Annotated in this window: 14 protein-coding genes and 2 pseudogenes; 13 read left to right on the forward strand and 3 right to left on the reverse strand. The window is 40.8% G+C overall.

Going from position 1 to position 21138, the window contains the following annotated elements; genetic code table 11:
- Window positions 1-12 precede the first annotated feature (12 nt).
- The 3 genes from MTF68_RS05780 to MTF68_RS05790 all read left to right on the forward strand — a co-directional run bounded on the left by MTF68_RS05780 (window position 13) and on the right by MTF68_RS05790 (window position 4540).
- Window positions 13-2304: a molybdopterin cofactor-binding domain-containing protein gene (locus MTF68_RS05780; RefSeq protein ID WP_248461953.1), complete on the forward strand. Its 2292-nt coding sequence runs from the start codon at window positions 13-15 to the stop codon at window positions 2302-2304.
- A gap of 83 nt (window positions 2305-2387) precedes the next feature.
- A complete protein-coding gene (gene moaA / locus MTF68_RS05785; RefSeq protein WP_248461954.1) occupies window positions 2388-3359 on the forward strand; it encodes a GTP 3',8-cyclase MoaA in 972 nt (323 codons plus the stop codon).
- Between the two features lie 143 nt (window positions 3360-3502).
- The gene (locus MTF68_RS05790) at window positions 3503-4540 is read left to right on the forward strand and encodes a GGDEF domain-containing protein (protein WP_248461955.1); all 1038 of its coding nucleotides are present in this window, start codon (window positions 3503-3505) and stop codon (window positions 4538-4540) included.
- An 8-nt stretch (window positions 4541-4548) separates the two neighbouring features.
- On the opposite strand, the gene MTF68_RS05795 is transcribed toward MTF68_RS05790, so the two are convergent.
- The gene (locus tag MTF68_RS05795) at window positions 4549-5487 is read right to left on the reverse strand and encodes a LysR substrate-binding domain-containing protein (protein WP_004588705.1); all 939 of its coding nucleotides are present in this window, start codon (window positions 5485-5487) and stop codon (window positions 4549-4551) included.
- Window positions 5488-5607: 120 nt separating this feature from the next.
- Between MTF68_RS05795 and MTF68_RS05800 the strand changes: the two genes are divergently transcribed.
- The 5 genes from MTF68_RS05800 to MTF68_RS05820 all read left to right on the forward strand — a co-directional run bounded on the left by MTF68_RS05800 (window position 5608) and on the right by MTF68_RS05820 (window position 14902).
- Complete coding sequence (locus MTF68_RS05800; protein WP_024032205.1) at window positions 5608-6774, forward strand: efflux RND transporter periplasmic adaptor subunit; 1167 nt, start codon at window positions 5608-5610, stop codon at window positions 6772-6774.
- 9 nt (window positions 6775-6783) lie between these two features.
- Window positions 6784-9936 (forward strand): multidrug efflux RND transporter permease subunit, encoded by a 3153-nt coding sequence (locus tag MTF68_RS05805; RefSeq protein WP_248461956.1) that lies wholly within the window; start codon window positions 6784-6786, stop codon window positions 9934-9936.
- Window positions 9929-11338 (forward strand): TolC family protein, encoded by a 1410-nt coding sequence (locus tag MTF68_RS05810; protein ID WP_248461957.1) that lies wholly within the window; start codon window positions 9929-9931, stop codon window positions 11336-11338. The genes MTF68_RS05805 and MTF68_RS05810 overlap by 8 nt, the downstream gene beginning before the upstream one ends.
- Window positions 11339-11352: 14 nt before the next feature.
- Window positions 11353-12381, forward strand: coding sequence for a zinc-binding dehydrogenase (locus MTF68_RS05815; protein ID WP_248461958.1), 1029 nt, complete (start codon window positions 11353-11355; stop codon window positions 12379-12381).
- A gap of 265 nt (window positions 12382-12646) precedes the next feature.
- The gene (locus MTF68_RS05820) at window positions 12647-14902 is read left to right on the forward strand and encodes an acyl-CoA dehydrogenase (protein ID WP_029771965.1); all 2256 of its coding nucleotides are present in this window, start codon (window positions 12647-12649) and stop codon (window positions 14900-14902) included.
- A gap of 379 nt (window positions 14903-15281) precedes the next feature.
- On the opposite strand, the pseudogene MTF68_RS05825 reads toward MTF68_RS05820, so the two are convergent.
- Window positions 15282-16198 (reverse strand): annotated as a pseudogene (locus tag MTF68_RS05825) (integron integrase).
- Between the two features lie 263 nt (window positions 16199-16461).
- On the opposite strand from MTF68_RS05825, the gene MTF68_RS05830 reads away from it, so the two are divergent.
- The 3 genes and pseudogenes from MTF68_RS05830 to MTF68_RS05840 all read left to right on the forward strand — a co-directional run.
- On the forward strand, window positions 16462-17052 hold the full coding sequence (locus tag MTF68_RS05830) for a hypothetical protein (protein WP_248461959.1): 591 nt from the start codon (window positions 16462-16464) through the stop codon (window positions 17050-17052).
- A gap of 106 nt (window positions 17053-17158) precedes the next feature.
- Window positions 17159-17767 carry a hypothetical protein gene (locus MTF68_RS05835; RefSeq protein ID WP_248461960.1) on the forward strand — a complete coding sequence of 203 codons (609 nt, stop codon included), beginning with the start codon at window positions 17159-17161 and terminating at the stop codon, window positions 17765-17767.
- Window positions 17768-17967: 200 nt separating this feature from the next.
- Window positions 17968-18348 (forward strand): annotated as a pseudogene (locus tag MTF68_RS05840) (transposase); the annotation flags it as partial.
- A gap of 46 nt (window positions 18349-18394) precedes the next feature.
- Here the strand turns inward: MTF68_RS05840 and MTF68_RS05845 are convergent.
- Window positions 18395-18715, reverse strand: coding sequence for an IS30 family transposase (locus MTF68_RS05845; protein ID WP_248461961.1), 321 nt, complete (start codon window positions 18713-18715; stop codon window positions 18395-18397).
- 86 nt (window positions 18716-18801) lie between these two features.
- Here MTF68_RS05845 and MTF68_RS05850 point away from each other — a divergent pair, with 86 nt between their 5' ends.
- Window positions 18802-19776, forward strand: a complete 975-nt coding sequence (locus MTF68_RS05850; RefSeq protein ID WP_248461962.1) for a transposase — start codon at window positions 18802-18804, stop codon at window positions 19774-19776.
- A 277-nt stretch (window positions 19777-20053) separates the two neighbouring features.
- Window positions 20054-21013 carry an ecdysteroid 22-kinase family protein gene (locus MTF68_RS05855; protein ID WP_248461963.1) on the forward strand — a complete coding sequence of 320 codons (960 nt, stop codon included), beginning with the start codon at window positions 20054-20056 and terminating at the stop codon, window positions 21011-21013.
- Window positions 21014-21138: the final 125 nt, after the last annotated feature.

Genomic DNA, 21138 nt, shown 5'->3' on the forward strand with positions numbered 1-21138 from the left:
CTGGAGCCGACAATGAAAAAACTATTTCAAAAAAATACCGAAACCGTAGACTTAAACCGTCGCTCTTTTATGATTAGTACAGCAACTGCTGGCCTGGTTATGGCATTTGCTCCGGCTTTATTTTCAGGTGAACTTAGCGCCAAAGAGTCGATTGCAAAACAATCGTTTTCACCCACAATTTGGTGGACTATGAACCAGCAAGGTGAAGTAGTCGTTAGTATTGCCAAAGCTGAAATGGGCCAGCACGTAGGCACCGCCTTAGCGCGTATTGTGGCAGATGAGCTTGAGTGCGACTGGGATAAAGTATCAATCACGTATGTAGATACTCACGAAAAGTGGGGCTACATGGTTACAGGTGGCTCGTGGTCTGTATTTCAAAGCTTTAAGCCGCTTTCACAAGCTGGCGCTGCGGGGCGTATAGCCCTTATAGACGCTGGAGCTAGTATGCTGGGGGTTAAGCCTGAGCAGTGCCACGCAAGTAAAGGGCGCATAATTGCAGGCGATAAATCGCTCAGTTATGCCGATATTGTTAAAAATGGTGAGTTTAACCGTACCTTTAGCAGTGAAGAAGTTGCAAAACTGCCGTTAAAGCCTGCCAATAAACGCCACTTAACGGGTTTAAAACAAGACTTTAAAGCGCTTGATATTCCGGCAAAAACAAATGGTACTGCCGTATACGGTATAGATGTAGAGCTTGAAGGCATGGTGTATGCGCGCCCTGTGATCCCACCAACACGTTATGGTAGTGAAGTGACACAGGTGGACGATAGCGCTGCAAAAGCAATAAAAGGCTATAAAGGGTTTGAGATTTTAAACGACCCGAGTAATACCGTACAAGGCTGGGTGGTGGTTTTAGCTGACAATTACCCCAGTGCTATTAAAGCGGTAGATGCGCTAAAAGTAACCTATAAAAAAGGGCAAACAGCTAATGTTACAGAGGCCGATATTCAATCCCTCGGCGAAAAATTATGTAACGATAGCAACGCTGGCACCTTATTTGTTAATGAAGGTGATACCGCTAAAATGCAGGCTGAGGCAACGCAGTCTCTTGAGTCACTGTACACCACGGCAACAGCAAGCCATTATCAATTAGAGCCGCTTAACGCGGTGGCAGAGTTTAAACAAGACAAGTGGATTATCCATACCGGTAATCAGTGGCAGTCTTTAACATTACCTGCATTGGCCAAGGCGTTAGAGGTTGAACAAAATAACGTTATCATTCGTCCTTATTATTTAGGCGGTGGATTTGGGCGTCGCTTGTTTGGTGATTGGACTGTGCCTGCAGCATTAACAGCGAAAGCGATTGGCAAACCCGTAAAACTGGTATTTACGCGCGCAGATGATAGCTTATTTGATCAATCACGCTCTGCCTCTACAGCTAAATTAACAGCTTCGTTTAATGAAAATGGCGAGCTCAGTGCAATGGAGCATGCTTTTGCAGCAGGTTGGCCAACAAAAGCAATGGCACCAGGCTTTTTATCACCAGGGGTTGATGGCAATGGTAAGTTTGATGCATTTTCAGCCTCTGGAGCCGATCACTGGTACAGCATGGATAACCACCGTGCCCGCGCAATTAATAACGAATTAGCGCAAAGCACATTTACCCCAGGTTGGCTTCGCTCGGTAGGCCCTGGTTGGATAGCATGGAGCTTAGAGTCTTTTATCGACGAAATAGCGCACAAACAAAGGATTGATCCGGTTGAGTTTCGTTTATCAATGCTCGATGGCAAAGGTAAACAAGCAGGTAAAGCCCCTGAAAGCGTGGGCGGAGCGCTGCGCTTAAATGCGGTACTTAAAAAAGTGTCAGCGAAGGTCGCAAATGTTAAGCTGGGTGAAAATGAAGGCATTGGTTTTTCAGTAAGTTCAGGCCAAGAGCGTAATATGCCAGCGTGGATTGCCACAGCAGCTCATGTGCACGTAAATAAAAGCGATGGCAAAATTACGCTTAAGAAGCTTTATGCCGTGGTAGATGCAGGTTTAATTGTTCACCCCGATGGTGCACTAGCCCAGCTTGAAGGTTCGTTATTGTGGGGTACAAGCCTTGCGTTACATGAATCAAATAATTACCAAAACGGACAAGTAGCAGCCACTAACTTTAACACTTACTTACCACTTAGAATGCAAGATGTGCCCGATATGGACATAGAGTTTGTACAAAGTGATGAGTTTCCAATGGGCTTAGGTGAGCCAGGTGTAATTGGTGTTGCGCCAGCTATTGGAAATGCGGTATTTAATGCAGTCGGTGTACGGTTACGTAATTTACCCATGAAACCCAATGAGCTTAAAGCAGGTCTTTCGGCCTAGTTAAGTGCTAACAAAGCGCGTAGGGCACAGGCTTTACGCGCTTTGAACTTAGCGATGAATTATTAAATGTTAAAGGCTTTTTTATGCTAGTCGACCCAGCAGGGCGAAAATTTAGTTATCTACGTTTATCTATTACTGATGTATGTAATTTTAAGTGTGTGTATTGCTTACCGGATGGTTATCAATGCGATCACGACCGAGACTTTCTTTCACTTAACGAAATTAGCAATACCGTAAACGCCTTTGCTCATCATGGCATATCAAAGTTACGCATTACTGGCGGTGAGCCAACCCTCAGAAAAGATTTTATAGATGTAATTCGTGCGGCAAAAGACACCCAAGGTATTACCAAAATAGCCGCCACTACAAATGGTTACTCAATGCATAAACATGTTAAAGATTGGGCACACGCAGGGCTCAATGCAATAAATGTTAGCATCGACAGCCTAGACCCACGTATGTTTAATACCATTACCGGCAACGATAAGTTTGCCACGGTTATGCAAGGCATAGACACGGCCCTAGAGAGCGGCTTAGATTCAGTAAAAATAAATAGCGTACTAATGAAACAGTACAATGGTCGTGCCCTTGAACCTTTTTTAGCCTATTTAAAGCACAGGCCCGTAACGATGCGCTTTATTGAGTTAATGCAAACAAACGACAATAAAGCATTTTTTGATGCTAACCATATATCAGGTCAATCCATAAAAGAGCAGTTGCTTCGCGCTGGTTGGCAGCCCATTATACGCGATGTAACGGCGGGGCCTGCGCAAGAGTTTTACCACCCTGATTATTTAGGCAAAATAGGGTTAATAATGCCTTACAGTAATGACTTTTGTGCTACCTGCAACAGGCTAAGAATTTCATCACTGGGGAAACTGCATTTATGTTTGTTTTCTGAGCAGGGTATATCACTTAGAGAATACATGAGTGATAACACTAATCAGGCATTAATTGATCAGTTAGCGCGTTACATAAAAACAAAAAAACCAACGCACTTATTGCACCAAGGTAACACCGGGGTCACTACAAACTTATCTATGTTAGGTGGGTAAAGGCATAAATGTAGTGTAATTCGCTACTGAGTTTACTGTTTTCGCTACACAGTTTAATAAAATGACTGTTTTTACCTATTTAGCTACTTGTTATATTTAATTTTAAGGTTACACTGAATTTTTTATTATTTTAAGTTTTTTGAATGGATATAGCAGCACTTGGTAGTACTAAATCATTAAGAAGAAACGTTCTGAAATGGATGTGCTTGTGTTTTGGTTTTGTCTCATTGTTTTTTGCTGCGTTTAATATTTTTTTAAATAACTTTGCGTTATTAGGCTATTTAGAAATAGCGCTCACTGTATTTTGTGCCTACACCTACCACCGATTAAACACACACGCACTCGAAGTATGGCAATCTGTTGTTATGTGCATATTTGTCACCTTTGTTATTGTATTAGGTAATTATTTAGCAAAGCCAATAAATGGTTTGTATGTGTGGTCGTTTGCGTTACCTGTGTTGTATTACCTGTTGCTAGGTAAGCGTTATGGCATTGTATTATCGGCTTTGCTCTTTGTACTTCAAGGTGCCATATTAGTAACAAAATCATCGCAACTTCCTCTAACGACGCTTAATTTCAGTTTAAATCTTGCCTTTGTTTATATCAGTATTTGGGCTATTTCTCATGTTTTTGAAGGTAGCCGTGCTTTATCATCTAAGCGGTTAAAAAATCTTGCTTTGTTAGACCCACTTACCGGGGCTGCAAACCGTTTATCAATGAACCATTATTTTGCAGTAGAGCTTAAAGATAAGTCGCAACTTTATTTGTTTTTACTCGATCTAGACTTTTTTAAACAGGTTAACGACACCCATGGCCACGCAGTAGGGGATAAAGTGCTGATTGAAGTCGCCACTTTATTAAGGGTTGTATTGGCAAAAGGGTATGTATTTAGAGTAGGCGGGGAAGAGTTTGCTTTACTACATTCTTTTGCGTCTCAAAGTGATGCATTGGCAATGGCCGAAACCATAAGAGAAAAACTCAACAATACGGCATTTGAGATTGATGGGCTAAAAATAAATGTAACTGCCAGTATAGGCGTTGTTAAGTATCGCCAAGGCGACACGCTTGAAAAGTTTGTAATTAAAGCAGATAAACAACTGTATAAAGCAAAAGAATATGGCCGCAATAAAGTGTACTTTCAAGCAAATGCCAACCTGATTGAAAAGCCTCAAATAGCCTAAGTACGAGGCTAGTACATTTGCTCAAAATTTGGGATGTTGTTTTCCCAAATTGGTTTGTCTTTACCTAGGTATTCTCTTACTGCATCAAAAAATAAACGTGTTCTTACTGGTAAGTCTCTGTGTGGGTACACCGCATACATATGGCTAAACTCTTTTAACTTAACATCCGTTAAAATGGGCACTAATTGACCTTGTGTAATTTCTTTATCGATAATAAATGCTGGCGCAACAAAGTAGGTAGTCCCTGAAATAGCTTTCATTAGCAGTACTTCAGCGTCGTTTGCTCTGTACACGCTTTTTATTTTTAGCTCGCACGGCTCACCTTTACTATCGTAGTAATCTATGGTTTCTACGCGCATAGCGTTACTTGCATAACTTGCAGCGGGTAACTGCACCAGCTCTTCAATGGTTTGTGGCATACCATAGGTTTTTATAAATTCAGGGGCGGCTACAATAAGCAGTCTGTTACGGGCAATTTTACGGGCAATTAATGAGGAGTCTTTAGGCTCACCAATTCTAAATGCTAAATCAAACCCTTCAGATACAATATCAACTAGCCTATCGTCTAAACGTAGCTCTACTTCTACTTGTGGAAAACGTTTTTGAAAGTCGTTAAGCACAGGTTGTAAATAACGCCGACCAATTAATGTCGACGAGGTAACCTTTAACACACCGCGTGGCTCTAAGTGGTAGTTTTCGGCCATACGTACGGTTTCACCAAGTAGCTCTCTTAGCTCTGACGCTTTTTTAATCATTTCTGCGCCCGCCGCCGTTAACGAAAACGAACGGGTGGTGCGGTTTAATAACCTAACGCCTAGCTCGTCCTCTAACCGGCTGATTTGTTTAGATATAACAGAGCGGTCTATGTTTCTTATTTCTGCAGCTTTGGCAAAAGAGCCTTGTTCTACCACTTCAAGCAGCATTAAAAGCCGGCTTGTTGTATCCATTATGATCACCTAATAAATGCTATTGATGCCATTTTGGCATTAATGAATTTATAAATCTATGGTTTTTGTCCGCAAGTATAGTCCGTAACATGCCAGGTAAATAAATAAAGGAGCGTCTTCATGAATAAACATTTAATTGCTGCTGCATTAGCTGCGGCAACTCTATCCTTAGCGGGCTGTGCCGATGAGAGCGCACCAAATGCGCAGCAACAACAATTACAACCTATCGATGTAGCACAAGTTTTAATTAAACCAGTACAAAGCTGGCATACCTACACCACGCGTTTAGAATCGCCGCAAGAAGTTGCGCTGATGCCGCGTGTATCTGGGGTGATTGATAGCATTGAATTTAAAGAAGGTGATGTTGTTAAGCAAGGCGATGTGTTGTTTCAACTTGACGAACGCCCTTTTGCAGCAGTTGTAGCAAGCCTAGAAGCGCAAATACACAGCGCAGAAGCTGCACTTGAACAAGCAAAAAGTGAAGATAAACGAGCAGTACGCTTATTAGAGCGTAAAGCTATTTCAACAGAACAAGCACAGGCACGTACTTCAACGCTTCGCCAGCGCGAAGCACAACTTGCAGCGCTGCAAGCACAGCTTACCTCTGCAAAGCTCGATTTAGAATTTACATCAGTAGTTTCGCCGATTGATGGTGTTATCTCGCGCGCAAATATTACCAAAGGTAATAACGTATTAGCGGGCCAAAGTGTATTAACGTCAATTGTTTCTAATAAAGCGATGTATGCCTACTTTGATGTTGACGAGCGTACTTGGAATAGCGCCTTTAACGATGTAACCGCACAAAGCCGCCAAACAGTTGTTATGCAAAAGGTAGGGCAAAAAGAGTTTGCTTATCAAGGCTATATTAACTTTATTGATAACCAAATTAATTCAGCAACGGGTACTTTACGTGTACGTGCCGTATTTGAACAAGACAACAATCAACTACGTGCAGGTTCTTTTGCTCGCGTTAAATTGGCAGCAAACGAAGTGAGCGAAAAAGTAATTATTCCTGAGCGTGCTATTGGTACCGATTTAAAAAATCGCTTTGTATTAACCGTTGGCGAAAACAACGTGCTTGAATACAAATTAATAGAAGTAGGCGAGCGCTATGGTGCGTTACGCGCTGTTACTGCTGGCCTAAACGAAGGCGATATTATTGCGGTAAATGGCCCTGCACGTGTAGGCCCAGGTATGCCAATTTCGCCAAATACAGTGACAATTGATACAAGCGGCGTGGCTTTTACACTGTCAAACGACAACGCGCAGCTAATGGCTAAGCAATAAGGTTTATTGATGAAATTTTCACACTTTTTTATTCAGCGACCAATTTTTGCAGCCATGCTGTCGTTGGTTATTTTAATTGCTGGTGGTATTTCACTGTTTCAACTTCCTGTAAGTGAATACCCAGAGGTTGTGCCACCTACTGTAGTGGTAACAGCAAATTACCCAGGTGCTAACCCAACCGTTATTGCGCAAACTGTGGCAACGCCGCTCGAGCAAGAAATTAACGGCACCGAAAACATGCTTTATATGTTTTCTCAAGGCACCAGCGATGGCCGTATGACACTTACGGTAACGTTTGCATTAGGCACCGACCTAGACCGTGCACAAGTGCAAGTACAAAACCGTGTAAACAGTGCATTACCACGTTTGCCCGAAGAGGTGCAGCGCTTAGGTGTAGTAGCAGAAAAATCATCACCCGATTTAACCATGGTGGTGCATTTATACTCGCCTGAAAACAGCCACGACACAGCGTATTTATCTAACTATGCCGACATTCATATTAAAGATGAAATTGCCCGTTTACCAGGTGTAGGCGATATTCGTTTATTTGGTGGTGGTAAGTACTCTATGCGTGTGTGGTTAAACCCAGATGCATTAGCAGCGCGTGAGCTTACAGCCACCGATGTTGTGGCTGCTTTGCGCTCGCAAAATCAGCAAGTTGCAGCGGGTAGCTTAGGTGCACAGCCAATTTCTAACGACAGCCAATTTCAAATTTTGTTAAATGTAAAAGGGCGTTTAAACAGTGTTGAAGAGTTTGAAAAGGTCATTATTAAAGTGGGCGAACAGGGGCAATTAACGCGTTTGTCTGATGTAGCCCGCGTTGATTTAGGCCAAGATACCTATGCACTTCGTGCGGAGCTTGATAACCAGCCAGCACTTGCAATGCCAGTGTTTCAGCGCCCGGGTTCAAATGCAATTGAGCTCTCTGATCAAGTACGCGAAACCATGGCTCGTTTATCACAAGATTTTCCGGCAGGGGTTGAGTACGACATTGTTTACGATCCCACTGTGTTTGTACGTGGTTCAATAGATGCGGTTATAGCAACGCTACTTGAAGCCATTGTATTAGTTGTAATTGTGGTTATTGTATTTTTACAAACGTGGCGCGCGTCTATCATTCCATTGATTGCGGTGCCAATTTCGTTAATTGGTACGTTTGCTGTAATGCAATGGCTAGGCGTGTCTATTAATACGCTTTCGCTGTTTGGCTTGGTACTGGCAATTGGTATTGTAGTTGATGATGCGATAGTTGTTGTTGAAAACGTAGAGCGAAATATAGAACAAGGGCTTTCGCCTTTAGAGGCAACACGTGTTGCTATGAGCGAAGTCACCGGGCCAATTATTGCGATAGCGTTAGTGCTGTGTGCGGTATTTATTCCTACTGCATTTATTACCGGTTTATCGGGTCAGTTTTATAAGCAATTTGCACTAACAATTACTATTTCGACTGTTATTTCGGCGTTTAACTCGTTAACCCTTTCGCCTGCGCTATCGGCATTATTATTAAAATCGCACGATGCAAAACCAGATGCATTCACACGTTTACTTAATAAACTGTTTGGTGCGTGGTTATTTAAACCGTTTAACCGCGTGTTTGACCGTGGCGCTAAAGGCTACGAAAAGCTGGTACAAAAGCTTATACGTATGAGCGTTATTGTTATGGTGGCCTATGTTGCGCTGGTGGGCGGTACAATTAAATTGTTTGATACCGTACCAGGTGGCTTTATTCCACAGCAGGATAAGCAATATTTAGTTGCGATTGCGCAACTGCCAGATGCAGCCAGTTTAGACCGTACCGAAGATGTGCTCTCGCAAATGCAAAAAATAGCATTAGAAGTACCAGGCGTTGCACACACCGTGGCGTTTCCAGGCTTATCAGTAAACGGTTTTACTAACAGCCCAAATAGCGGCATTGTATTTACGCCACTTGAGAGCTTTGATAAACGTACCGACCCTAGTCAATCAGCGATGGCAATTGCTGCGCAGCTAAACCAGCGTTTTGCAGCTATTGATGAAGCATTTGTGGCTGTATTTCCGCCGCCACCAATTCAAGGCTTAGGCACAACAGGTGGCTTTAAACTGCAAATTGAAGATAGAGCAAATAAAGGCTTTGATGCACTATTTAATAGTTTGCAAACCATTATTGGTAAGGCGCAGCAAGACCCCGCGTTAATGGGCTTATATTCAAGTTTCCGTATTCAAGTACCGCAAATGGATATTGATATAGACCGCGAGCAAGCGCTTATTCAAGGTATTCCTCTTGATGAAGTATTTGACGCATTGCAAATATACCTAGGCTCAGTATATGTGAATGACTTTAATATGTTTGGTCGTACTTATCAGGTTAATGCGCAAGCTGATGCTGATTTTCGTCTTGATCCTGAGCAAATCCTTAACCTAAAAGTACGTAACAGTGCAGGAAATATGGTGCCGCTTGGCTCGGTACTTACAGTTACACCAACAATAGGACCTGACCGTGTAATGCATTACAACGGTTACCCAAGTGCAGAACTAAACGGCAGCCCAGCCCCCGGTTATAGCTCTGATCAGGCACAAACTGCTATTGAAACAATATTAGCCGACAACCTGCCAACAGGTATTGAGTACGAGTGGACAGAAGTAACGTACCAACAAGTACTTGCAGGTAACACCATGGTTTATGTATTCCCATTAGTTGTGTTGCTTGTATTTATGGTGCTTGCTGCGCAGTACGAAAGTTTACGTTTGCCACTGGCCATAATATTAATTGTACCTATGACTATTTTCTCAGCACTATTAGGTGTGTGGTTTGTAGGCTCAGACAATAATATATTTACTCAAATTGCATTAATTGTACTGGTGGCACTCGCCTCTAAAAACGCCATATTAATGGTAGAATTTGCCCGCGACCAACACGGCGGTGGGTTAACGCACTTTGAGGCAATATTAGCGGCGTGTCGTATGCGTTTACGTCCAATATTAATGACCTCAATTGCCTTTACAGCTGGGGTTGTACCTTTGGTACTTGCAACCGGTGCAGGCGCGGAAATGCGCCACGCAATGGGTAACGCGGTATTTGCAGGCATGATAGGGGTAACGGTGTTTGGCTTATTATTTACACCTGTATTTTACATGTTAGTTGTGAAAAAGCAGCAAAGAGCAAAGGGGTTATCGCATGACTAATTTAATCGCTAAACCTATCAAAACGTGCTTAACGTTAAGTGCTGTGTTAGTGGCTGCTTTTTTATCTGGTTGCGCTAGCAAAATAGATACACAAAGCGAGCAAAACGCTATTAACGGTTTTGTAGCTCAAGCAAATATTGCCAGCAATGTTGCCATAGCAGATGAAACAAATTGGTGGCACAAGTTAGAGTCAAAGCAGCTAAATGCTTTGGTTAATAGCGCACTTGCCAATAACTACAATTTGCAAACAAGCCAATTAACGCTAAAAAGTACCCTTGCCCGACTTGGTGAGCAAAAAGCGCAATATTTACCCCAAGGCGGGGTAAGTATTGGCGCAGCACGAAGCGATGCACCGAGTGTGTTTGACCGTCAATCGAGTGCTAACATAGCACTTGATTGGCAGTTAGATTTATTTGGCCGTATTACTGCTTTGGTTGATGCTGCAAATGCATCGGCCATGAGCCAAGCAGAGCAAGTACGTTCACTGCAAATTGAAGTGGTATCGTCTGTTGTTAAAGGTTTTGTAAGCTATCAAGGTAATGTTGAAAAACAACACATTATAGCCATGCAAATTAACGCATTAGAGCAAAGCATTGAGGTACTTCAAGCACGTGTAGATGAAGGCGTTGCCAACGAGCTTGACCTAAACCGTACGATGGCACAGCTTAGGCAGCAAGAAGCCTTAATGCCCGCTATTGAGTATGCTAAATACAGCGACTTATCAACTTTAGCTGTGCTTACAGGTAAGCTCGCGCAAGACATTGCGATAGATAATGAGCAAAACCTGCTGGAGCAAAGCTTTAGCGTTGCGCTTAAAAATGCCAATAGCGCCATTGCCCTGCGCCCTGATATAAGCCGTGCATTGTATGATTTTAGCCAAGCCAACAGCTTAAGTGTGGCGGCAAGTAAAGCCTTACTACCTGATATTAGCTTATCAGCCTTTGCAGGCGTAGTGAGCATAGACAGCACGGGCTTAAAAAATACTGATCAGCAATGGCAAGTAGCCCCCCAAGTGCAATGGTCAATATTAAGTTACCCCGCACTCCTTGCCCAGCGCGATGCACAGCAGTTTTTAAGTGAAGCTGCCTACAGCGACTATCAGCAAATAGTATTAAATGCGGTGACTCAAAGTGAACTTTCATTGCAAATGTTGGTCAATCAACAACAGCAAGAGCGTTATGCTAAACAGCGCTATGGCTTTGCAAATAAAGCATTTTTACAAGCACAGGCGATGTACGAAGAAGGCCAAATACCGTACTTAGAGTTGTTAGATGCACGCCAGGATGTTTTAATGGCACAAGAAAACGCTGTTGACACAACTATTGCTACATTGCTTGCTAAAGTGAATGCTTATCAGGCATTTAATGGCCAATGGAGCTATGCACTGAGCAGTACAAAATAGGTAGAGTTAATTGAATGAGCAATACTGAATTATCACATCAAGGCAGCCCCTTACAAACAATGCGCGCTATTGTTTTATCACAACCAGATGAGCAAATACGCTTGCAAGATGTTGAGGTTGATATACCCGAGTGCGCCGACAACGAATTGTTGGTAAAGCTTGAGTATGTAGGCCTTAATCCTGCTGATGCCTATTTTGCTAAAACGGGATTTTGTAAGTGGCAATACCCTCATATTTTAGGCCTAGACGCCGTTGGTGTGGTAGTTAAAGCTAACAAAGGTGTGTTTCCTGGGGTTGGCGAACGAGTAATGTGGCATGCCAATATTGGCGAGCAAGGGGTACTGAGTGAATACACCACGGTGCCTAACTTTGCTGTATCGGTTGTGCCCGATGGGCTGTGCCCTGCAAAGGCTGCTACGTTACCGTGCGCTGGTATGGCCGCCCTTATTAGCTTAGATAAAATTGCCATTACGGAGGGCGACCAAATCCTAATCGAAGGTGGCTCTGGTGCGGTAGGGCAGTTTGCCATTCAATATGCTAAACAACGCGGTGCCGATGTATTTACCACCGCTTCAAAGCGTAATCACAAGCTGGTAAAGCAGCTAGGTGCCGATGTGGTATTTGATTATAACGACAAAAAGTTACGCGACAAAATTCGCCGCGAGCTTGGCCCGCAAGGGTTTGATGCTGTAATTGATACCATGGGCGGTGAATCAACGCTTAGAAATATTGAATTAATGCGCTTTTGCGGGCGTATCGCGTGTTTAAACTCGCTGCCTCATTTTGATCAAGATTTAATGTACCACCGAGCGCCTAATATTAGTGTGGTGTCTATTGGTGGTGCGTGGCTTGCCAATAGTTTATGTGCACAGCAACGCTTAAGTTTTATGGGTAATTTATTGCTTGAAGGCGCGCTATCGGGCGATATTAAAACACCGGCAATCACTGCGGTTGACTTTACTGCTGACTCAGTCAGTGCTGCCTTAAATAACCAAATAGCGGGTGGCTTTACAGGCAAACACGTTGTGCAAATAAGTAGTTAACGTTGCCCACCTTATTTTAAAAACGCAGCCCAAGTGGCTGCGTTTTTTTATGCCTAAAAAATAGCTTTTTATGAGTATGGGGATTAATTGTTGCCAAATAGAGGTATTTCAGCGCACAAGTGTAAGCCTTTTAGTTTCAACAGTTTACGTCACCGTAAAGAAAATAAATTGAAAAAACTGTTAATTAATTGAATAGAGTAATTGATCTAAACTGATTTTTATGACGTAATGTAGGTATTATTTATCTGGTCGGATGAGTTCAATCATGAGTTTACGTACAAAATTAAAAAAAGTATTACCAAGTATTTCAATCACTGAACAAGAAGCGCTAGACGCGGGTGATGTGTGGCTAGAAGGGTCTATCTATCAAGGCAAGCCAGATTTTAGCGCACTACGCGATGTGCCGGCTGCTACCCTAAGTGCAGACGAGCAAGCATTCTTAGATGGCCCAGTACAAGAGCTACTAGGCATGATTGACGATTCAGTTATTCAAAACGGTATTCACTTACCAGATGACATATTAGAATTTTTGAAAAAAGAGCGTTTCTTCTCGCTTATCATTCCTAAATCGTTTGGCGGTTTAGAGTTTAGCCCTTATGCAAACTCGACTATTGTGGCAACTATTGCGACAAAAAGCTCAGCAGTAGCGGTAACTGTTATGGTTCCTAACTCTTTAGGCCCAGGTGAATTATTACTGCACTTTGGTACACAAGAGCAGCAAGCGCATTACTTACCGCGTTTAGCAAACGGCAGAGATATTCCATGTTTTGCGCTAACAAGCCCAGAGGCGGGCTCTGATGCAGGTGGCATTCCAGATATTGGTACTGTAACTAAGGGCATGTACAACGGCGAAGAAGTACTTGGCCTTGAGATCACATGGGATAAGCGTTACATCACACTGGCACCAATCGCTACGGTACTTGGTTTAGCATTTAAGGTAGTGGATCCAGAAGGTTTACTAGGCGGCAAAGAAAACTTAGGTATTACCTGTGCGCTTATTCCTAAAGATCACCCAGGTGTAGAGCTTGGGAACCGCCATGACCCAATGGGTATTCGTTTTTATAACGGTACTACACGTGGTAACAAAGTATTTGTACCAATGGACTTTATTATTGGCGGCCAGAAAAACATCGGTCGTGGGTGGCAAATGCTGGTTAGCTGTTTAGGCGCAGGACGTGGTATTTCATTACCTGCACTAGGTGTAAGTACATCACAAGTGGCGTTTAAATCAGCATCTGAATACGCAGCAGTGCGTGAGCAGTTTGGTTTAGCAATTGGTCAATTTGAAGGTATTCAAGAAAAACTAGCAGACATTGCAGGTAAAACATACCTTCAAGAAGCAATGCGCGTACTGACAACTGAAGGCCTAGGCATGGGCTTAAAACCATCGGTTGTTACAGCAATAGCTAAATACCACATGACCGAGCTTGGCCGCGACGTATTAGATTCTGCAATGGATATTCAAGCGGGTAAAGCGATTCAAAATGGCCCACAAAATACCCTTGCAAGCGGTTACGTAGCACAGCCTATTGCAATTACAGTAGAAGGCGCGAACATTCTTACACGTAACCTGATGATTTTTGGTCAAGGTGTTATGCGTTGTCACCCTTATTTACAATCTATGGTTGAATCAATCCATAGTGAAGATAAAGGTGCAGATAAAGAGTTTAACGGCATTTTACGTAAAACAATAGGTTACAGCACAGCAAATAGTTTACGAGCGTTCCGTTTAGGTGTTTTACCATTTACTGCAAGTGCAAACTCTGCATTACCAGAAGTACGTGAATACGAAAAAGCCGTACATAAACTATCTGCAAAATTAGCGGTGTATGCCGACTTCTCGTTACTCGTACTTGGCGGTAAGTTAAAGCAGGCTGAAATGCTATCAGCACGTTTAGGCGATGTAATGAGCTTTTTATACGCGGCAATGGCATCAATTAAGTATTACGAGCAAAAAGTAGCAAGCAGCGAGCGCGAACAAGCAGCGCCGTACTTCCACTACGCGACACGTTTTGCACTGCAAAGCGCTGAAGAAGCACTGCATAAGTTTTTAGATAACTTCCCTGCAAGTGGTACTCGTAAGTTTATTCGTTTTGTAACAATGAACTACTCAACTAAAATGCCAAAAATTAGCGACGACTTAATTCGTGAATTAGCAAAACAAGCACAGCTTGATACCGCATTTAAAGCGCAAATTACGCATTTAGTTAAGCCTGTAGAAGGTGACGGTCATCACATTAACGAGCAAGCTTATAAAGCTAAAATGGCATCACTTGTTGAACTGGCCAAAGTTAAAAAAGCGCTGCGCGCTAAAAAGATTAAACCAGGTACACGTTTTGCCATTACGCTAGATAACGCATTAGCAGCAAATGTAATTACTGCGGATGAACATGCGCAACTAATTGATTACAACAAAAAGCGTGAAAAAGCGATTCGTGTTGATGAGTTCGACTTTGACATGAACTTACTTGATGACAACGCTCAACCAGTTAACCCACTTAAAAGTGTAGTTAATCAATAAAATTCAATGATGCAAAGCGCCCGCTGTATCGGCGCTTTTATTCTTGATTAAAAAATTAGTGTGGAGCCTCGTTTGTTTAAAACCAAGCGGGGCTTTTTTATGTGTTTTATAAAGTAGAGATAGATAGCGGTATTGATTTGTAAGCGAGTATGTATGTGCAGAGGTTTAAAAGAGACACTTATAATCTTGAAAAAGGGCTGATAACTCCGTTGGCACCTTGTTGTAATACATGGGTAGGATACCCACTGAATTAAAACGTTGAACATTTTAGCGGTCTAAATAACTCATTAACGGCGTTAAAAACTTCTCATATAGATAAACTATATAACCAAGTTTTTGCCTTGTTATTGAGCTATTTATCTATCGCTATAATTGCTCACTAATTCAATACAGCGGGTATTATTTGTGTTGTACGTAAATCACTGTGACCTAGTTGTGTTTGTACTGTGCGTATATCAGCCCCGCTTTGTAGCAAATGAGTGGCGCAAAGTATGTGGGGTAACGTGTTTATTTATATGTGCTTTTGTCGAAGACAGTTTAACTGCCTTTCTTACCCCTGAATGATTTAAGTGCTGACGTCTTATTACTCCTGTTTCAGGGTCCGTACTTAATTTATGCGATGGGAACAGAAACTGCCATTGTTAAGAGTTATTAGCGCTTGGGTATTTTTTACTAAGTCGATGAGGCATCCATACACCGGCGTACGTATCATTTTTTAAATCTAACTGTAAATATTTATCAACTTGAATTATTTGATTTCTTAGCATTGGTATTAATTCTTCAGCAAGTGTCACAATACGATTTTTATTACCCTTGCCGTTCCAAATGCGTATGTTTTTATAGTCGAAATCAATATCATGAACTCTTATTTTTACTAGTTCCATCAGCCGTAAACCACTTCCATATAGCAGGCTTGCCTATCAAATAATGTCGTTTATTTATATTTCTAAAAAATAGTGATACCTCAGTTTGTGTAAGTACGACAGGAAGTTTCTGTTGGCGGTTACTTTTCGAAATTTAAATCTAATGAAAGCTCATTCTTGATAATATGTTTATATAAAAAGCAAGTGCATTTAAAGCGGTTGCTTGTGTTCTCTCTGCCACCTTTTTAGTGACTGTTAAGTGATTTAAAAATATTTCAACTTCATTATTGCCCATACTGGTAGGGTGCCGCTTATTATGAAAATGGATATAGGCAGTAATCCAAAATACATAAGTTTCAATAGATTTTTTAGCATAGTGATGGCTATACATATAGTTGATAATACTATTAAGAAAAGGGGATTTAGTTTTCATTTTAAACCTCAGTTAACTGTATTTACATACAGTGTTAGCGTTATTCCTCCTAAGTCAAGAAATGAGGAAGTTTTCCTCTTTTCTGCATATTATTAAAAGAGCAGCCTGACTTAAAGTTTAAAGCTGGCAATGTGTTACATGATTTGTTATTAATATGAAAAAACAATTAAGGGGACATGGCATTGCTCATAAAAAGAGGAAAGTGTCCTCTGATAAAACTGTTAGGCTTTTCTCAAAATTCAGCTGTGGGAGTATAGTTAAAGTTGAGTGATATATTTAAAGATGTTTCAGATTTTGAATCACGACTTGGTTTACCTAGCGGTTTTTACGAAGGGTTAATAAAGGAAGATGACTGGTCATTTGTTATTAAAATAAGTGCTTTATTTGAAGCTGCCTCAACACATTTATTATCCGTTAGGTTTAGAGCTCCAGAAGTTGAATCTGAATTAGCATTTTTAGAACAAGCCAATCCCCGAAATGGGAAAATTGTGCTCCTTGAAAAAATGGATGCTATATACAAAGATCAGGCTAACTTCTTAACTAAACTAGCAGGTTTACGAAATCAGTTAGCCCATAAAATTGAAAATGTGAATTTCAATTTTCCTGACTACATTTCAAATTTAGATAAACACCAATTAAAATCATTTGTTGCATGGGCCGGCCATGGTGTAATAGATGAAACAGAATTTAAAGGGAAGAAGGTAACAAGACACGACCTTGTTACTAACAACCCCAAAATGTCTATTTGGGTTACTGCAGCTGAGGTTTTGGCGTGTATGAATTTAGATATTCAAGGAATGGAAGTTAAAATGAAAATGGAAGCGTTTGGTTGGTACCAAAGCATAACAAGCTAATAAATAAGGACAAAAAACAGTTTGCTGTTTTCGTTCCTCAACATTTTAGCAAACAATTTTTTGCCCATTATTAGGGCGTAAAGTGTCACGATGATAAGGAATTCAGATGCAAGAAAGAATGGCGAATACTGAGCGTGAAGAACAAATTGAAAACTTGCGTAAAAAGACGGAAAAAGTCCAAAAATTCACTTCAACTATTGCAGGTGTTATTTCAGCAGTAGCTGTAGGAGTTACAGTCTCTTTATCATCTGGAATTTTTTTCGATCAAAAAACAACTTATACACGAGCAGAGCTATCGGAAAAATTAGTTATAGCTGAAGAAACCATTAAGGCTCAAAGCAAGCAACTTACTAAGTTAAAATCTGATATTAAAACAATCGACATAAGTCTCAATACATTAACAAGCCTTCCCGAAGGTAGTGAATGGAAAATAGAAGTAAGTAAAGTCTCTGAGAGTGTATCAAAAATAGACGTGAAATTAGCAGCACTTGAATCTGCATTAACGTTAAACCCTGAAAAAGCACTGGCAATACCAATTCTAAGAAAAGACTTAGACAATGCTAAGGAGTCCCTCCGTACAGAATTACTCCAAACAAAATCAGAAATTGACAGGATCTATGACCAAAACAAGTGGTTTTTAGGTCTTATGTTTACAATGGCACTAAGTGTTTTGGGAATGGCAATAAGTAGCTTTGTCGGTCGGAAAGACACTTAACAAGTGACTATAGTGTCAATTCCTAATTTAAACCATTTTAGGATCCCACATGACACCATCCCTCAACATAGAATGTATGATCACTACCAGCTTTCGTATACACGCAATAATAGAATAAACAAGACACCCATCCTAAATTTTGCACTTAACGCAATTAAAGGCTAGCTTTTATTTAGTGCAAAAAATAAGCATAGTGTCTTATGGCAATTGCAAGAAAGCGACAAGTAAGTTTGGTTGATACAAAATACTATCACTGTATTTCACGGTGTGTTCGTCGTGCATTTTTATGTGGCGAAGACCGTTTCACTGGTCAATCTTACGAGCATCGACGAGGATGGGTTGAAGATAAGCTGGGTGAATTAGCTAAGGTATTTTGTATTGATGTGTGCGCTTATGCCGTAATGAGCAATCATACCCATTTAGTACTGTATGTAGATGATAAAAAAGCAAATAGGCTGAATGATAAAGCGATTGTTATTCGCTGGCATAAACTCTGTAAAGGCACATTGTTAACGCAAAAATACATACAAGGCGAGAAGCTAAGTAAAGTTAAACTCATCTTTTTCAATCAAACGGTAAGAAACAAATAAACAAGACACCCATCTTAAATTTTGCACTTAACGAAACCTAGATTCTAATTGGAAGTGCACCACCTAGTTCATTATAGACTTCATTTGGTGTTTTAAATCCTAAACATTTTCTAGGGCGATTATTTAGTTGCTCCTCTACCTTTTTTAATTGCTGATGGCTTACTTTGCTAAAGTTTGTTTTCTTCGGATAATACCTTCTAATTAACCCATTTATTTGCTCTACAGCACCTTTTTCCCAACTGTGATAAGGCTCACAAAAATAAGATTTATTTTTCAAAATGGCTTCTACTTTTTTAAACTCCGTATTTTCAGAGCCATTGTCATAAGTTATCGATAAACAAGAGCTTGGTGGGTACAAATAAACAAGACACCCATCTTAAATTTTGCACTTAACGCAATTAGAGGCTAGCTTTTGTTTAGTGCAAAAAACAGGCAGAGTGTCTTATGGCAATTGCAAGAAAGCGACAAGTAAGTTTGGTTGATACAAAATACTATCACTGTATTTCACGGTGTGTTCGTCGTGCATTTTTATGTGGCGAAGACCGTTTCACTGGTCAATCTTACGAGCATCGACGAGGATGGGTTGAAGATAAGCTGGGTGAATTAGCTAAGGTATTTTGTATTGATGTGTGCGCTTATGCCGTAATGAGCAATCATACCCATTTAGTATTGTATGTAGATGATAAAAAAGCAAATAGGCTGAATGATAAAGCGATTGTTATTCGCTGGCATAAACTCTGTAAAGGCACATTGCTAACGCAAAAATACATACAAGGCGAGAAGCTAAGTAAAGTTGAACTCATCTTTTTCAATCAAACGGTAAAACAATACCGAGAACGTTTAGCAAGTATTAGCTGGTTTATGCGCCTGTTAAATGAAGATATAGCGCGAAGAGCAAATAAAGAAGATAATTGCACAGGGAGGTTCTGGGAGGGTAGGTTCAAATCGCAAGCTTTACTTGATGAAGCCGCAATTGCAGCGTGTATGGCCTATGTAGATTTAAACCCCATTAGAGCCAAGATGGCTAACACGCCAGAAGAGTCAGACCATACCAGCGCTCAAGTACGCTTAATATGCGCAAAAGAAGGCAAGCAGCCGAAACAACTACTTCGCTTTGCAGGTTTGCCACGTCAAATTATGTCTAAAGGGCTGCCGTTTGAGCTTAAATCGTACCTTGAACTTGTTGAGCTAACAGGGCGAGTAATGCGAGAGGATAAGCACGGGTATATAGATAATATGACCCTTCCTTTGTTAGAAAGGCTTAATATATCATCAGAAAACTGGTTAAAACTCACCACACAATTTACGCGCATATTTCATGGTGCAGTGGGCAGGCCAGCCTCACAAGAAGGGTATTGCGAAAACTTAAACCGAAAGCGGCGAGCTAATATCAGTAACTGCGCAAAGTTATTCGCTTAGAGCCAAATCACTTTTTGAGCACTCCAACTACATAATGTAGGTTTTTTTGTGGCTGGCATTTGAGCTTTATTTAGTAATACCTCTATTTTAAAACTCAAATTATTTTTGGACAGTTAAAAAACATAAATTCATTAGTTAACTTTAACTTTTTGTAATTCACTTTGTAGAAATTAAGGTGGGTGTCACTTTAAAAAGAAAGAGGCTTATGGATGCTATCGTTTTATTAAAAATACCTTCTAATGTTAAACTATAAAAAACTTAATGACTTAATATAGCTATGGCATTTTATCTTCCTCTTTTACAGCCTCATTTTAAACACATTGAAATGGGCGATACGCTAACCTCGCTTTGGAGCGGGTGTGGCAGTATTGTCGAGTGCAGGCTTGATGCCGAGCCATGTGTTATCAAAGCGATTAAAATACCACGCTACATAAACCATCCAAAAATTAAGCAAAGCGAATTTGCATTAAAGAGAAAGCAGCAGTCTTATAAAGTTGAATATAATTTTTATAGGTTATACAGCGCGTACTTACCGACAAGCGCTAAAAGTATTACCTATATTAATGCAATTAATGATGGTGACGATTATGCGTTAGTATTTAAAAACTTTACTCAATATGGTTTTGCTCAAGCAAGCTCCCAGCATATAAAGGCAATACTAAACTGGTTAGCATCTTTTCATGCCTTTAATTTAAATAAGCCCGCAAAGGGCTTATGGCAACAAGGGAACTATTGGCATTTGAGCACACGGCCAGATGAGTTTAATAAGTTAAAACAAAGCGCTGACGAAAAGTCCGATATTAAAAATGCGGCTCATAAAATTGATAAAACACTGCAAGCATCACCCTACAAAACCTTGATACATGGCGATGCTAAGCTTGCCAATTTTGCTGCAAACGAACAAAGTGAAATACTCGCTTATGACTTTCAGTATGTAGGGGCTGGGGTAGGGATTTGCGATGTAATGTATTTTATGACCAGCTGCTTAAGCGACGAGCAGTTACATTCCTGCGCCGATGAGTATTTAAGTTACTATTTTAGCCAATTAAAAAATGCGCTTTTAGTGTATCAACCGCAAATAAATGCCGATGACGTGATTGCAAAGTGGCATGCATTATGGCCATTAGCTTGGGCCGATTTTTATCGTTTTTTAGCGGGCTGGAGCCCAACTCATTTTAAAATAAATAGCTACATGATGGCGCAAGTAAATTTAACGTTATCAGATAACAATTTATAAACATAAAGTAGTGTGTCGCTTGCATAAATATCAAGCAAATCAATGCATTTTGGCACGATCTATGAAAACTTATTTAAAATTGCAGGTCAAATGACCTTTTTTAATATAAAATACCGACAATTCTT

This window comes from Pseudoalteromonas sp. 2CM37A (assembly GCF_023161885.1).
GTDB lineage: Bacteria > Pseudomonadota > Gammaproteobacteria > Enterobacterales > Alteromonadaceae > Pseudoalteromonas > Pseudoalteromonas atlantica.

What these genes read in the sequence shown, in the direction of transcription:
- MTF68_RS05795 (WP_004588705.1), bottom strand. Translation starts at nt 5,487, where the DNA reads ATGGATACAACAAGCCGGCTTTTAATGCTGCTTGAAGTGGTAGAACAA.
- MTF68_RS05835 (WP_248461960.1), top strand. Translation starts at nt 17,159, where the DNA reads ATGCAAGAAAGAATGGCGAATACTGAGCGTGAAGAACAAATTGAAAAC.
- MTF68_RS05800 (WP_024032205.1), top strand. Translation starts at nt 5,608, where the DNA reads ATGAATAAACATTTAATTGCTGCTGCATTAGCTGCGGCAACTCTATCC.
- MTF68_RS05855 (WP_248461963.1), top strand. Translation starts at nt 20,054, where the DNA reads ATGGCATTTTATCTTCCTCTTTTACAGCCTCATTTTAAACACATTGAA.
- MTF68_RS05790 (WP_248461955.1), top strand. Translation starts at nt 3,503, where the DNA reads ATGGATATAGCAGCACTTGGTAGTACTAAATCATTAAGAAGAAACGTT.
- MTF68_RS05850 (WP_248461962.1), top strand. Translation starts at nt 18,802, where the DNA reads ATGGCAATTGCAAGAAAGCGACAAGTAAGTTTGGTTGATACAAAATAC.
- MTF68_RS05810 (WP_248461957.1), top strand. Translation starts at nt 9,929, where the DNA reads ATGACTAATTTAATCGCTAAACCTATCAAAACGTGCTTAACGTTAAGT.
- MTF68_RS05780 (WP_248461953.1), top strand. Translation starts at nt 13, where the DNA reads ATGAAAAAACTATTTCAAAAAAATACCGAAACCGTAGACTTAAACCGT.
- MTF68_RS05820 (WP_029771965.1), top strand. Translation starts at nt 12,647, where the DNA reads ATGAGTTTACGTACAAAATTAAAAAAAGTATTACCAAGTATTTCAATC.
- MTF68_RS05815 (WP_248461958.1), top strand. Translation starts at nt 11,353, where the DNA reads ATGAGCAATACTGAATTATCACATCAAGGCAGCCCCTTACAAACAATG.
- MTF68_RS05805 (WP_248461956.1), top strand. Translation starts at nt 6,784, where the DNA reads ATGAAATTTTCACACTTTTTTATTCAGCGACCAATTTTTGCAGCCATG.
- moaA (WP_248461954.1), top strand. Translation starts at nt 2,388, where the DNA reads ATGCTAGTCGACCCAGCAGGGCGAAAATTTAGTTATCTACGTTTATCT.